The organism is Alicyclobacillus pomorum DSM 14955, assembly GCF_000472905.1.
GTDB lineage: Bacteria > Bacillota > Bacilli > Alicyclobacillales > Alicyclobacillaceae > Alicyclobacillus_A > Alicyclobacillus_A pomorum.
This window is the reverse complement of record NZ_AXAR01000018.1, coordinates 47,930-60,551: the sequence shown is the minus strand read 5'-3', so window position 1 is coordinate 60,551 and position 12,622 is coordinate 47,930. Positions and strand designations below refer to the sequence as shown.

Sequence of the window (12,622 nt, the reverse complement as noted above, 5' to 3'; positions counted from 1 at the left end):
GAAGGATGTAACTCAACGCACAAGATGTGCGATGAGCATACATAGATGTCTGGTGGCAATGGCGGAGGGGAAACACGCGTACCCATCCCGAACACGACCGTTAAGACCTCCAGCGCCGATGATACTTGGGGCGGGAGCCCCTGGGAAAGTAGGACGCCGCCAGGCAAGAGAGCAAAAGAGCTCAGTGCTACATGCACTGGGCTCTTCTGTTATAACGTCTCGAAAATGTCGCTGCTAGGGAGAGGGTAAGAACGTTCAGCGTGCCACACAGACTGCGTTAGAGGTCCCTGAGGTCGAATGCAGCGAAAAGAAGTTGTGTAATGTGCTCAATGGGGTATTTGGATAGGTACTCACGCACGAAGAATGCGTCTGGTTCGTTGTTCCACGTCACGACGTCTGACCACTCGACGGGGTTGTACCGTGATAGTGCCGACAGCGTGTACAGCAAGACAAAGTGGCAGATCCACTGCGGGTACCAACTGTCGTCGAGCATGTAGCGACGACTGCCGTCCGATACGGTCCATGGATGACCGTGTGACGGTGCCGGGAGTCGAACGAGTGACGGCGGATGGTCCTGAGACAAGGCCTCAGTGGTTTCAGCCGCCCGTGCGAAGCCGGGTATCACCTCAAGATACTTCGACCTCCACTGGTCAACCGTTAAGTCCGCATTGCTTGCTATTTTCCTCGCAACGTATTCAGAGCCCGGCGCATCGTTGCCCGCAGACTGAATGATGTACACATGTTGGAATCGCTCGTACACAGACGAGAGATGTCTGGCAATGTGAGGCAATGTTCCTAGTAAGTCGCCAACCACAAACCGAGACGGGAGCTGTATGTTTGGGCATGCTAACGCACAGACACTTTGCAAGACACCGTCCTTGTATACATAGGCGGTCTCGTAGGGCCAGCGATACGGATGGCGTTTGGATCGGCGCACTGAGATACCATGCTGCAGCACGGAAGATGATGACGGAAAGGACAGGTCCTTTACGAAGAGCAGCGTCTTCATCCAGTGTAGGACGGTGTAGTATCGTAACAGCGGCTGGATGGTCAATGCCACATGGTTTGACGATGCTTCGTAAGCGGCCGCTTGACGGGCGGATGCGGCCACTTTGGCTGCGGACTCGTACAATTGAGTGGAAGAGGCGTCGGGATGCAGTTTCCGCAGGATGTTTTTCACCATCATTTCACTTTGCCATTCGAATTGTGTGGGACTACTTGAAGTACCCCGTAACTGTTGTGTTTCATCATTTTGTTTGCTCATTTGACACGTCCCGAATGAGGTTGTTATACTACGCCTAATATCCACCGGAACCATGCGATTTATGCCCGGGATATCAGAGACAATGCAGAGATAATGGAGGGAAAGAGCGTGACTGACAACTGGAGCACCAAGTTTCAGCGGGAGGGGCTAACGTTTGACGACGTATTGCTAATTCCGGCACGGTCCGAGGTGTTGCCGCGCGACGTGGATGTTCGAACCAAGCTCACGACGGACATTCATCTGAATATTCCAATTGTCAGCGCCGCTATGGATACCGTTACGGAAGCGGCGCTTGCTATTGCCATGGCTCGCGAAGGTGGTATTGGTATCATCCACAAGAACATGGATGTGCAGCGGCAGGCCGAAGAAGTGGACAAGGTCAAGCGCTCAGAGAGCGGCGTCATCGTCGACCCCATCTTCCTCACTCCGGAGCACCCGATTCAAGACGCCGAAGCACTGATGGCGAAGTACAGGATATCGGGCGTACCGATTGTAGAAAAGTCTTCTAACCGGCTTGTTGGCATTATTACAAACAGAGATCTGCGTTTTGAGAAAAACTATGAGCGTCCGATTGCAGAGGTCATGACCACGGAAAACCTTGTGACGGCACCTGTTGGCACGACCCTCTCAGAAGCAAAAGAAATTCTCCGACATCACAAAATCGAAAAGTTGCCGCTGGTTGATGAAGACGGGGTTCTCAAAGGACTTATTACCATCAAGGATATTGAAAAAGCACGGCAGTTCCCGAATGCGGCCAAGGACAGCCACGGCAGGCTATTAGTCGGTGCAGCGGTGTCGGTGTCAAAGGACATGTATGACAGAGTGGAAGCACTCGTCGATGCCGGGGTGGATGTCATTGTGGTGGATACTGCGCACGGGCATTCCATGGGTGTGATTCAATTGGTCAAGGAAGTGCGGAAAAAGTATCCGGACATCCAGTTGATAGCAGGCAACGTGGCCACTGGCGAGGCGACGGAAGCACTGATTGAAGCAGGCGTGAACGCTGTGAAGGTTGGCATTGGGCCAGGATCCATTTGTACCACCCGGGTGGTTGCGGGTATCGGCGTGCCGCAGGTGACGGCGATTTACGATTGTGCGACGGTCGCACGCAAGAAGGGGATTCCCATCATTGGCGACGGCGGCATCAAGTACTCTGGCGATATTGTGAAGGCCATTGCGGCGGGTGCAAGCACAGTGATGATTGGAAGTTTGCTGGCGGGTACCGAAGAAAGTCCTGGGGAGACAGAAATTTATCAAGGCCGGAGTTTCAAGGTGTACCGCGGTATGGGATCCATCGGGGCGATGAAGGCTGGCGGCGGCGAGCGTTACTTCCAGGAAGACAAGAAGAAACTGGTTCCGGAAGGGATTGAAGGCCGCGTCGCTTACCGTGGTCCACTTGCAGACATCCTGTTTCAACTGGTCGGCGGTTTGCGCGCGGGCATGGGGTACTGTGGTACGCCTACCATTGAGGACCTGCAAAACAATGCGCAGTTCATGCGCATTACGGCTGCAGGACTGCGGGAAAGTCATCCGCATGACGTCCACATTACCAAAGAAGCCCCGAACTACAGCATTTAAGCGCGTTGGTCTAAGTTTGATTCATGCGTCGTCAATTCGGTGACACAGACACAAAAAAATCCGCCGTTGGGCGGATTTTTTTGTGCTTGATTACGTTGTTTACTCAGGTAGAGGACGCGTGGTCGAGACAGTGCGTAATCACGAACCGCAACACCTAGGACCGCGCATCATCGTCATAACTGCTTTCGTAGGTTGCATCAATCACGTGCCCTGAACTCGGGGAACTCGGTGCCCGCTTTTTCGCGATTTGCAAGGCCTCAAGTAAGACATCGAGGTCCCTCTGGACTTCTTGATACTGTTTTTCCGCAAACGCTCGTTGTTTTTCGATTTCTTCAACTTCACGCTGTTTCATCGCAAGTTTCTCAAGCAGCTTTTGGTTCTCCTGGCGGAGGTGTCCGACTTCGCCGTTCTCATCAACAATTTCTACCGTGCGCAGGAATTGGATCAACTCGTTCTTAGAAATCTTCGTCCGTTTGAACAGATCTTGTGGCCGGTGTTCCTCAACCGGCTGCACATGGACAGGAGGTTCTGTAGGTTGTTCCGGTCGTTGTGGTCGTTTTGCAACATCCACTTGGAGACCGTCCGTCAACATTGGCTTCAACACTTCTTTCCACTTCTTTCGGGTGGCCAATGCTGTCTTCGACAACCACTCCATGCTGATACTCGGATGAACCGGTCTCGTGGATCGGCGTGTGGGTGTTCGTGATGCGCGCACTTCCACAATGTCCGTGGTGTTGAGATCTGTGTCTTTGATGAACTGGACGAGGTTCATGAGGCAGATCTCGTGAAATGGCCCTTCGGGATCTAGGTGAGCGCATTGGTGGCACACCACATGGCGTAACTCATCCAGAAACGAGCGCTTGAAGTACATGACCTGGGGAATTCGGTATATGTTACCGTCATCCCGCGTCTCCACAATTTCCAACTTGCCTTGCTCAACCAGTCGTTTGGCCGCAGCTTCGGCAGCTACTTCATGGATGGGAAGCCCTCCACTGAGTGCCACGGATAGGTCAAATATTCGGGCCTCCGACTCTTGCCGCTCAAGCAGCGCTTTCTGGTATTCGCGCAGTACAATGCGCTCCGCCTCTTCGTCCGTGTCGGGCCAGTCGTAAACGATGAATACGTCCGGATCGCGTCTGCGTTCAATGTATTCCCGGGCCTCTGCTGGACTAACCTCCTTCTTGTTTTCGAGATCATACAACAGGATGTTGTGTTGTTCAGCAACTTGAATGGCTTCGTAACCTTTTAACGTTCTCAACGGTTTCCCCTCGCATTCAGATGATGGACGTGTGCTTTTTCGATTCATTTCTCCTTATATTGTTCGGAAGAAAGGTTGGGGTATGACGGGATAGCCCTCTCACCTCCGGACCCATCCCTTCCCAAACCATTCCAACCGGCACTCCACACTCCCTATGATATACTGAACCTCGTACCATCTCGGTCATTGAGGAGTGCAGCAAACGGTGACTTTTCGTATACAAAAGTTCCTTCTGCTTGCTGGAGCATCTGCGTGTGCCATCACATGGCTTACAGATGGTCTCCATGTTGCTTCGGCGTCTTCCACAGTCGTCGCCGCGAAGCAGATGCAAGCCTTTCGGTTGCCTGCACCGCCCGTCATTCAAGCCAAATCCGCAATCCTCGTAGACGCAGACAACGGCCAAGTCCTTTACGAAAAAGATCCGGATCAGCGGCGAGCCCCGGCATCGACGACGAAGTTGATGGCGATGCTTGTCACCATGAAAGCGGTTCATGACCACGAGATATCATGGTCGGACGAGGTTCCCGTCACGGAAGATGCCTACAAAGTATCGACCACGCGGGATGTGTCGAACGCCTATCTGGATCCGAAGGAGCACTTTACCCTCCAGGACATGATGAAGTTCATTGCCGTGTTGTCGGCGAACGACGCGACCGTGGCTGTGGCGGATAAGATTGGCGGCAACCAGGCCACATTCGTGCAAAGGATGAACCAGGAAGCCCAGCAACTGGGCATGAAAAACACCCATTACATGAACGCTGACGGGCTGCCCCAGGCCAACCACTATTCGTCGGCGCGAGACCTGGCCACTTTGGCATGCTACATGGTAAATAATTATCCAGAAATTCTACAGTTCACGTCAATCCCGAAGATCCAAGTGCGCAAGTCCAATTCGGTGTGGCCGAGCACTGATGAACTGTTAGGTCATTATCCGGGCGTGGATGGGCTAAAGACGGGGTACACGGCGGATGCGGGATATTGCTACGTCGGTACGGCGAAACAAAACGGCGTTCGGCTGATTTCCGTTGTGATGGCCGATACCACCAACAACATTCACCAACGATTTGAAGATACGAAAAAGTTGTTTGATTACGGGTTTCACAACTTCACGGAATCCAAACCGACCATTCGTGGCCAGGTGCTATCGCAGACAGTCAGCGTACCCAACGGACAAGACACTCAAGTAGCCATTGCGCCGAAAGACGACTTGATTGTCGATTTACCGAGCGGTGTCCATGGCGCATTGAAACTGACGACACAGAGCAACGTTCCAGCCCCGGTCACCAAGGGACAGAATGTGGGAACCCTCGAATACGTTGTAGGGAATACAGTGCTCGCAAAAACAGACGTGGTGGCTCTACAGAACGACAAAAAAGCAAACTGGTTTATCCGGCTGCTACGGTCCATTGGGAGCAGCATCAAGAATTTGATACATCGTCTATAATGTAATAATGTAGTGGTGATTCGGTCGTCCGTAGAAGCGGTGCGCGTTGTGCCGCGTGATGGGACAAGCTACACGAGATGGGGTGGCGAAATGACGACACCGCTCTGGATCAAGATTGGATCCATCGTGTGCAGCACCATTCTGGCGTTACTATTCATCGTTGGCGGATTCTTTGAGACGCGCCGAATGTTGCGTAAAATGAAAAAGAATCAATAACGGTGTTACTGCCAGTTTTATGGTCAACATATTTGCTGGGGGAGGTTGTTCAAGAATGGCGAAGACAGGAACCGAAGTTGTAAAACGCGGTATGGCAGAAATGCAAAAGGGTGGCGTCATTATGGACGTCGTCAACGCGGAACAAGCAAAAATTGCGGAAGCAGCAGGTGCTGTCGCTGTCATGGCGCTGGAACGGGTGCCATCGGATATTCGCGCAGCAGGCGGCGTGGCGCGTATGGCAGACCCGACCATCGTGGAGGAAGTCATGAACGCGGTGTCCATCCCCGTGATGGCAAAATGCCGTATTGGACACATCGTGGAGGCGCGCGTCCTGGAAGCTCTGGGCGTGGACTACATTGACGAGAGCGAAGTGCTGACGCCGGCAGACGACAAGTTCCACTTGAACAAGAAGGCGTTCACCGTGCCGTTTGTCTGCGGTGCACGCGACCTTGGCGAAGCGCTCCGCCGCATTGCGGAAGGTGCATCCATGATCCGTACGAAGGGCGAACCAGGCACGGGCAACATCGTCGAAGCGGTCAAGCACCAACGCATGATGCAGGCACAAATCCGGAAAATCCAGAACATGTCCGAGGACGAACTCGTGGCGGAAGCCAAGAACCTCGGTGCGCCGTACGAATTGGTGTACGAAGTGCACAAGCTCGGCAAGTTGCCCGTCGTAAACTTTGCAGCAGGCGGTGTCGCGACACCAGCGGACGCAGCACTGATGATGGAACTGGGCAGTGACGGCGTGTTCGTGGGATCTGGCATCTTCAAGTCGGAGAACCCGGAGAAGTACGCGCGTGCAATTGTACAGGCCACCACGCATTACAAGGACTACGAGCTGATTGCGGAACTGTCCAAAGGCTTGGGGCCTGCGATGAAAGGGATTGACTTGAACACATTGCGCGACGAGGAGCGAATGGCGACGCGCGGTTGGTAACCGAATGGCGTCACAGTCGAAGTATACAGAGTGGAATCCTGCGAGGCGTGCCTGGCATTGCCTTCGCAGGATTCTTGTATTCGCTTTGTGGCACAGAGTACACGACTTCAATAGGACATAGAGGGACATGACCATGAAAATTGGCGTATTGGCATTGCAAGGCGCATTTCAAGAGCATCAAGAGATGTTGGAGCAATTGGGCGCAGAGACCGTGCTTGTGAAGAAGCCGGAGCACCTCGAAGGTATCGATGGTTTGGTTGTACCCGGCGGTGAAAGTACGACGATGGGAAAACTGTTGCGGGAATACAACTTGTTGGACCCGATTCGAGCCATGGGGCAACAGGGCATGCCGGTTTTCGGGACCTGTGCAGGCATGATTGTGATGGCCAAAGCGATTCAAGGTGCGGATGAGCCCCATCTCGCCTTGATGGATGTAGAGGTCAATCGCAACTCGTTTGGACGCCAGATCAACAGTTTTGAAACGGACTTGGACATTCCCGCAATTGGAGATGAGCCATTTCCTGCGGTGTTTATCCGCGCCCCGCACATCACCAGAGTCGGGGATAACGTCAAGGTATTGTCTACGTACGAGGATCGTGTTGTGGCAGCTCAACAAGGCAATCTGCTCGCACTCTCCTTTCATCCTGAGCTCACGGGTGACAACCGCATTCACAAGTATTTCCTTTCCCTTGTGGAAGAGCAGAAGTAACATATTGAGAAACATAAAGGCGCCGGAATCTCTTGGATTCCGGCGCTTTACTATGCACCTTGATGTTCTACAAACTTCGTCGCGTTTGCCGCGAATTTACTCAAAATCTGTTGTTCTTTCGCTGTCGTCAACTTGCCGTTTTGCACAGCTTTGTCAAGTCGTGCTTTCAGGTCTTTTTTCAGATCAGAGATCAGCGTGGCTTTCGAGATGCCCTTCGACTGGGCGATTTGTGCCAGGGATTGTCCAGATTTCAAGTCAGACTTGAGTGTGGCTTGGTCCATTCCAAGAATTTTTGCGACATCCTTCCATGCTACGACACGCCGGCGGTGCCCATCGGCGGCCTTCCACAGATGCTTGTCTTCCACCAATTTCTTCGCACGTTTATCGTAATTGCTCAGAATCTGCTGTTCCTTTGTTGCCGTCAACTTGCCGTTTTGCACAGCTTTGTCAAGCCGTGTTTTCAAGTCCTGTTTCAAATCAGAGATCAGTGTAGCTTCCGAGATGCCCTTGGACTGGGCGATTTGTGCCAAGGATTGTCCAGCTTGCAAATCATGTTTCAGTGTAGCTTCGTCCACCCCGATAATTTTGGCGATGGAAGTCAGTCCTGAAAATCTTTTCAGATGATGAGGCGCAGCTGAAACTGTTTTGGAGGTTGTGGATTCTGATGGCGCATTCGAGTTGGTTGCTGCAAACGCCGTTACAGACCCCAACACTCCAATGGTCAACGCTGAACCAAGTACCGCCATTTTCAATTTCATTGGATTGCCTCCTTGTCATTTGATGTTTTGCACCTCGGAGATCATCCTATCCAGTTGGTATGGATTTTCTGTGGAGAAGTTGTGCGGTTATTGTGTTGGGGTGTGATATCGGAATCTATGTGCAAGCACACGGCTCTATGTATTGGTCAGAGGCACCCCAAACCGTGGAGTGCCTCCTGTTCCGTTAAATGAAGAATCCTGGACCTGGCCACAGTCCAAATAGTCCAGCGTACGGCACAAACAGTCCCGGAGCTGGCAGGAAAAATTGGACTTGTGAGACGTCCATACTGTCTCCAGCTTGATGCAGCCCCGGCTGGAATTCTTGGGGATGCGGATTTGATCCGCTCGCTAGCTGCGTGTGGTGCACTAGAATGAGGCCATCGCTTAGCGCTCTGTGGACAATCCCTACGTGCATGCCGTACATCGAGTGGCAATGGACCCATTGGCCAACAAATCTGCGTGCATAGTCTTTGCTCATCTCCATCATGTCACCCTCCATACACGGACATTCGCTGCGGTGCGTATGCCTACACCATACGCAGGGATGCGCATTTGTTCTTGTACGTTTGTCATGGGTGTACGTTGGCTTCAACTGCTGGAGATGGAGAGCATGATGAGGGTGTAGCTGTCTACGCTGTAGCAAAAGCATATGAATTATCCACAGAATTGTGCGACAAAACTCTGGATATGTGTATAAAGTACGCAGTGGTCAAATGATTCACTCATCCGTTGCATGGACCTGTCTGGGTTATCCACAACTTTGAACTCAGATTCGTGGACTTTCAAACGTTATTCTTGCAATGAAAGCTGAACCTCTTCAGGTGCGTTCAAAACCGCCATCGCAACCCCGATGACAATCAGAACTCCACCAGCAAAGAAATTCCATGTGAGTTGTTCTCCGAGCAAAAGCCAACCAAACAATCCCCCAACGACGGGTTGAAAGAAAAAGAAGAGGGACCCAGGACCGGCATCCATTAACTCCATTCCTTTGTTCCACAGAAAGAACGCAAGCGCTGTGGACACGACTCCTAAGTACAGGACGCCCGCGAGGAGAAGTGGATGCGACAAGGCTTGAAGTTGATACGAATCCCACTGATGATAAGCGACAGGTGCGGTAAACACCAAAGCAAACGCCAGTGCGTACGTCGTCACTGCGAGCGAAGAGTGATACCTTGCTGCCACTTTCGCGTATACGGACAACAATGCCCAAGTAACGGCTGCTAGCAGCAAATATAAATTCCCCAGTAAGTGAGTCCCCTTGGAAAAGTTCCAGCCTACTACCACAATGACGCCCATGCTTGCGAGAACCAGAGACCTTACCTTACGACCCGACAACCGTTCACCTAAAAGAAAACGTGCGAACACAAAGATAAAAGCAGGGGAAGCTGCCGTAATGAGCGCTCCTGTGTGGGCGTCAGCCAATTTTGTACCTACAAACTGAGACCCGACGGATACGAAGTAACCGATAAAACCAATCCAGGCAAAGAGAATGACAGATTTCCACCATGTTGTCCGGGAACCTAGTTGCATGCTCGGTACTCGCCGGTTTCTTCGGGATGTGATCCACAACACTGCAGTCAAAACGATGACGCCGATAGCATAACGGAGAAACAAGAGAGGAAACGGCGATATGTACTTGAGAACATACTTGCTAACAACATACATACCACCCCAAATGCTGGCGGCCAGTGTTAAACAAATGGCTCCGAGTAAGGATTTTCGCATTGTGAAACCTCCGCCACCTCGTTTTCTTGATTGTATCTCACTCGCTCTCTCACAAGGAACGATTGATAAACCATCTTCCGCACGAATCAGGCTGTCGACATGTCCGGGGCTTTTCAACCATCAGATCCATTCCATGAACTCAAGTCGATTTCCGAACGGATCTCTCACGTAGAATCGTTTTACACCTTCATCTGCGCGTGCATCGTCTTCCATCACTTGGACGCCGTTTTGGAGCAAATGCTCTCGCAGTGCGTCAATATTCTGTACACGAAAGGCTGGGTGGGCCTTTGTGGCAGGAACAAAATCTTTTTGAACCCCGATATGTACCTGATGGATACCACATTGAAACCAAACGCCGCCCCGCATTCTCAGGTTTTCAGGCTTCGGGATTTCAGTCCATCCCAACAGTTCTCCGAAAAATCTACGCGCCTCAGTCTCACAACCTTCAGGAGCGGCGAGTTGAACATGGTCTATTCCAGAGAATTCGAATTTCATCTTTGGCCCTCCTTATGCGCTTTCCTGAATATTACCACCCCTCTGTGTGTATTGTCGCTGGTCATTGAAGGAATTGTGAGCGCACCATTCAGCCAATTCAGTTGATACGACCGCACTCCATTTGGTATTCTCAAGGAATACAGATGGCATAAGGGACGGTGGCATTTTTCATGTTGGACCTCAAAGCGATTCGGCAAGATCCAGACAAGTTCCGCCAGGGCGTAAAACGCAAAAAGTACGATCCAGCTCTCATTGATCAGCTGCTTGAAGCGGACGAAGCCTGGCGCAGTGCGCTCACTGAAGTGGAACGCTTGAAGTCCGTACGTAACAAAGCGTCCGAAGCGATTGCAATGAAGAAGAAGCAGGGGCAGGACGCGTCGGCCGAGATTGCAGAGATGAAATCAGTATCGGAAAAGATCAAGGAACTGGACGAGCGAGTCCGCCAGTTGGACGAGCAAGTGCACGAGATGTTGCTCGGCCTGCCAAATATTCCGCACGAGTCTGTACCAGATGGCGACGACGAAAACGATAACGTCACCATAAAGCACTGGGGCGATAAACCGCAGTTTTCGTTTGAACCGAAACCACACTGGGAATTGGCACAGGATCTCGACATCGTGGACTTTGAGCGCGCGGTCAAAATTACCGGAAGCCGCTTCGTGCTGTACAAGGGCCTCGGTGCCAAGCTCGAACGCGCACTCGCCAACTTCATGCTCGACTACCAGATTGAGAAAAACGGCTACGTGGAGATGTTTCCACAATTCATCGCGAATGACACCAGCCTCATCGGAACTGGCAACCTGCCCAAGTTTGGCGACGAGATGTTTAAACTGGAAGGTTTGCCGTACTACTTGATTCCAACGGCTGAGATTCCACTCACCAACTATTATCGAGACGAGATTCTCGATGCATCGCAGTTGCCCGTGAAGTTTGCGGGGTACAGCTCCTGCTTCCGATCCGAAGCCGGAAGCGCGGGCAAAGACACACGCGGCCTGATCCGACTTCACCAGTTCCAGAAAGTCGAGCTCGTGAAACTGGTGACACCGGAATCGTCCTACGACGAACTCAATTCCCTCGTGGAAGACGCTGAAGATATCCTGCAGGCCCTGGAACTGCCATATCGCGTCATTGAGTGCTGCACAGGGGATCAAGGGGTGAAAGCGTCCAAACAGTACGATTTGGAAGTCTGGCTTCCCGCAGCAGGCAGGTACCGCGAGATTTCATCCTGCTCAAACTTTGAGGCGTACCAAGCGCGTCGCGCCAACCTGCGTTTTCGTCGGGACGAGACATCGAAGCCGGAGTTTGTGCATACACTGAACGGGTCAGGGCTTGCCATTGGTCGCACTGTCGCCGCCATTCTGGAGAATGGGCAACAGGCAGATGGGAGCATTAAACTTCCGAAAGCCCTTGTTCCGTACATGGGTGTGGAGACCATTACGCGGAGGGCATAAGCGATGTCTTGGAAAGAGGTCGTTGGGCTCATTGCTCTCATCGTGATTGTGATTTGCATGATGTATCAGCACAGAGCACTCAACAAGATTGCCTTTGGCCGCTCCATGTTTATCTCGTGGAGCGCCATTGTGATGGGGTTTCTCGTCGGCCTGCTTCCCACCATTGAGGCAGGCGTCGTCTCCGTGGTGCTCTTGTTGCTCGGCTTTGGCATGATTGTGTTCATGGGTGTGAAGTCGTTCCAGCACTTGCGCAAGTTGAGATACCAACAGCGTACCCGGGACGCTGAGCTGCAACAGTAACGAGGAGGGCTATCCTTGCGGATTTCCCACGTGCGTGTGGACTTGAGCGCAGACGACATCAACAGTCTGATTCGCGACTTTGCCGTAGACTCAAACCTCCGCATCACAGACATTCGCGAGGACGGCATCCATGGACAAGTGAAGTTACTCTTTCTCAACGTCGATTTCATCGCCAAGCCATCGTCAGGCAGCGAGTACGAAGCGTCGATTGATATTGCAGCTCACAAACTCGTCGCCATCCCTGGTACCGTCGTGAACCGCCAGTTGCGCGAGGCAATGAAGGACGCGCCGCCGGGTATTGACGTGATTCGGAATTCGCTCGTCGTGCACATCCCGTCTTTGCTGAGAGCGCTCGGAGTTGGGATTAAAATCCGCGAACTGCGGTGCTACAACGGATATCTTCGTATACATGTCGACGATGTGGAGTTACCGCTGTTTCGGAAGTTGGCGGGGGTAGGAAAGTAGATATTTCGGATGAACCATC

At 52.2% G+C, this 12,622-nt stretch carries 14 protein-coding genes and 1 rRNA gene; 9 read left to right on the top strand and 6 right to left on the bottom strand.

Annotated features, from left to right (window positions below):
* The first annotated feature begins 48 nt into the window (after window positions 1-48).
* A 5S ribosomal RNA gene (gene rrf, locus YWK_RS0115430) occupies window positions 49-165 on the top strand.
* Window positions 166-277: 112 nt separating this feature from the next.
* Here rrf and YWK_RS0115425 read toward each other — a convergent pair.
* Window positions 278-1,264 (bottom strand): YaaC family protein, encoded by a 987-nt coding sequence (locus YWK_RS0115425; protein WP_026965506.1) that lies wholly within the window; start codon window positions 1,262-1,264, stop codon window positions 278-280.
* A gap of 108 nt (window positions 1,265-1,372) precedes the next feature.
* On the opposite strand from YWK_RS0115425, the gene guaB reads away from it, so the two are divergent.
* On the top strand, window positions 1,373-2,842 hold the full coding sequence (gene guaB, locus YWK_RS0115420) for an IMP dehydrogenase (protein WP_026965505.1): 1,470 nt from the start codon (window positions 1,373-1,375) through the stop codon (window positions 2,840-2,842).
* Window positions 2,843-2,996: 154 nt separating this feature from the next.
* Here the strand turns inward: guaB and YWK_RS0115415 are convergent, their stop codons facing one another.
* Complete coding sequence (locus YWK_RS0115415; protein ID WP_026965504.1) at window positions 2,997-4,100, bottom strand: hypothetical protein; 1,104 nt, start codon at window positions 4,098-4,100, stop codon at window positions 2,997-2,999.
* Between the two features lie 205 nt (window positions 4,101-4,305).
* Here YWK_RS0115415 and YWK_RS20220 point away from each other — a divergent pair, with 205 nt between their 5' ends.
* From YWK_RS20220 to pdxT, 4 genes are all read left to right on the top strand, one after another.
* Window positions 4,306-5,544: a D-alanyl-D-alanine carboxypeptidase family protein gene (locus tag YWK_RS20220; protein WP_051375653.1), complete on the top strand. Its 1,239-nt coding sequence runs from the start codon at window positions 4,306-4,308 to the stop codon at window positions 5,542-5,544.
* 90 nt (window positions 5,545-5,634) lie between these two features.
* On the top strand, window positions 5,635-5,760 hold the full coding sequence (locus YWK_RS22715; protein ID WP_281172261.1) for a hypothetical protein: 126 nt from the start codon (window positions 5,635-5,637) through the stop codon (window positions 5,758-5,760).
* A gap of 55 nt (window positions 5,761-5,815) precedes the next feature.
* Complete coding sequence (gene pdxS, locus YWK_RS0115400; RefSeq protein ID WP_026965503.1) at window positions 5,816-6,700, top strand: pyridoxal 5'-phosphate synthase lyase subunit PdxS; 885 nt, start codon at window positions 5,816-5,818, stop codon at window positions 6,698-6,700.
* A 133-nt stretch (window positions 6,701-6,833) separates the two neighbouring features.
* Window positions 6,834-7,409 (top strand): pyridoxal 5'-phosphate synthase glutaminase subunit PdxT, encoded by a 576-nt coding sequence (pdxT, locus tag YWK_RS0115395; protein WP_026965502.1) that lies wholly within the window; start codon window positions 6,834-6,836, stop codon window positions 7,407-7,409.
* A 50-nt stretch (window positions 7,410-7,459) separates the two neighbouring features.
* Here pdxT and YWK_RS0115390 read toward each other — a convergent pair whose 3' ends face one another.
* The 4 genes from YWK_RS0115390 to YWK_RS0115375 all read right to left on the bottom strand — a co-directional run bounded on the left by YWK_RS0115390 (window position 7,460) and on the right by YWK_RS0115375 (window position 10,387).
* A complete protein-coding gene (locus tag YWK_RS0115390; protein WP_026965501.1) occupies window positions 7,460-8,167 on the bottom strand; it encodes a hypothetical protein in 708 nt (235 codons plus the stop codon).
* A 184-nt stretch (window positions 8,168-8,351) separates the two neighbouring features.
* On the bottom strand, window positions 8,352-8,651 hold the full coding sequence (locus tag YWK_RS0115385; RefSeq protein WP_026965500.1) for a hypothetical protein: 300 nt from the start codon (window positions 8,649-8,651) through the stop codon (window positions 8,352-8,354).
* Between the two features lie 305 nt (window positions 8,652-8,956).
* Window positions 8,957-9,892 (bottom strand): DMT family transporter, encoded by a 936-nt coding sequence (locus tag YWK_RS0115380; RefSeq protein WP_026965499.1) that lies wholly within the window; start codon window positions 9,890-9,892, stop codon window positions 8,957-8,959.
* Window positions 9,893-10,012: 120 nt separating this feature from the next.
* The gene (locus tag YWK_RS0115375) at window positions 10,013-10,387 is read right to left on the bottom strand and encodes a VOC family protein (protein ID WP_026965498.1); all 375 of its coding nucleotides are present in this window, start codon (window positions 10,385-10,387) and stop codon (window positions 10,013-10,015) included.
* A gap of 170 nt (window positions 10,388-10,557) precedes the next feature.
* Here YWK_RS0115375 and serS point away from each other — a divergent pair, with 170 nt between their 5' ends.
* From serS to YWK_RS0115360, 3 genes are read left to right on the top strand one after another with little or no spacing between them, the layout of a single operon-like run.
* Entirely contained in the window at window positions 10,558-11,838 is a 1,281-nt protein-coding gene (gene serS, locus YWK_RS0115370) for a serine--tRNA ligase (RefSeq protein ID WP_026965497.1), read from the top strand.
* A 3-nt stretch (window positions 11,839-11,841) separates the two neighbouring features.
* Window positions 11,842-12,138 (top strand): hypothetical protein, encoded by a 297-nt coding sequence (locus tag YWK_RS0115365; RefSeq protein WP_026965496.1) that lies wholly within the window; start codon window positions 11,842-11,844, stop codon window positions 12,136-12,138.
* Between the two features lie 15 nt (window positions 12,139-12,153).
* Window positions 12,154-12,603 (top strand): hypothetical protein, encoded by a 450-nt coding sequence (locus YWK_RS0115360; RefSeq protein ID WP_026965495.1) that lies wholly within the window; start codon window positions 12,154-12,156, stop codon window positions 12,601-12,603.
* Window positions 12,604-12,622 lie beyond the last annotated feature (19 nt).

Excerpts from the sequence above, each read along its gene's own strand:
- serS (WP_026965497.1), top strand. The coding sequence starts at position 10,558 with ATGTTGGACCTCAAAGCGATTCGGCAAGATCCAGACAAGTTCCGCCAG.
- YWK_RS0115365 (WP_026965496.1), top strand. The coding sequence starts at position 11,842 with ATGTCTTGGAAAGAGGTCGTTGGGCTCATTGCTCTCATCGTGATTGTG.
- YWK_RS22715 (WP_281172261.1), top strand. The coding sequence starts at position 5,635 with ATGACGACACCGCTCTGGATCAAGATTGGATCCATCGTGTGCAGCACC.
- YWK_RS0115375 (WP_026965498.1), bottom strand. The coding sequence starts at position 10,387 with ATGAAATTCGAATTCTCTGGAATAGACCATGTTCAACTCGCCGCTCCT.
- YWK_RS0115385 (WP_026965500.1), bottom strand. The coding sequence starts at position 8,651 with ATGGAGATGAGCAAAGACTATGCACGCAGATTTGTTGGCCAATGGGTC.
- pdxT (WP_026965502.1), top strand. The coding sequence starts at position 6,834 with ATGAAAATTGGCGTATTGGCATTGCAAGGCGCATTTCAAGAGCATCAA.
- YWK_RS0115425 (WP_026965506.1), bottom strand. The coding sequence starts at position 1,264 with ATGAGCAAACAAAATGATGAAACACAACAGTTACGGGGTACTTCAAGT.
- pdxS (WP_026965503.1), top strand. The coding sequence starts at position 5,816 with ATGGCGAAGACAGGAACCGAAGTTGTAAAACGCGGTATGGCAGAAATG.
- YWK_RS0115380 (WP_026965499.1), bottom strand. The coding sequence starts at position 9,892 with ATGCGAAAATCCTTACTCGGAGCCATTTGTTTAACACTGGCCGCCAGC.
- YWK_RS0115390 (WP_026965501.1), bottom strand. The coding sequence starts at position 8,167 with ATGAAATTGAAAATGGCGGTACTTGGTTCAGCGTTGACCATTGGAGTG.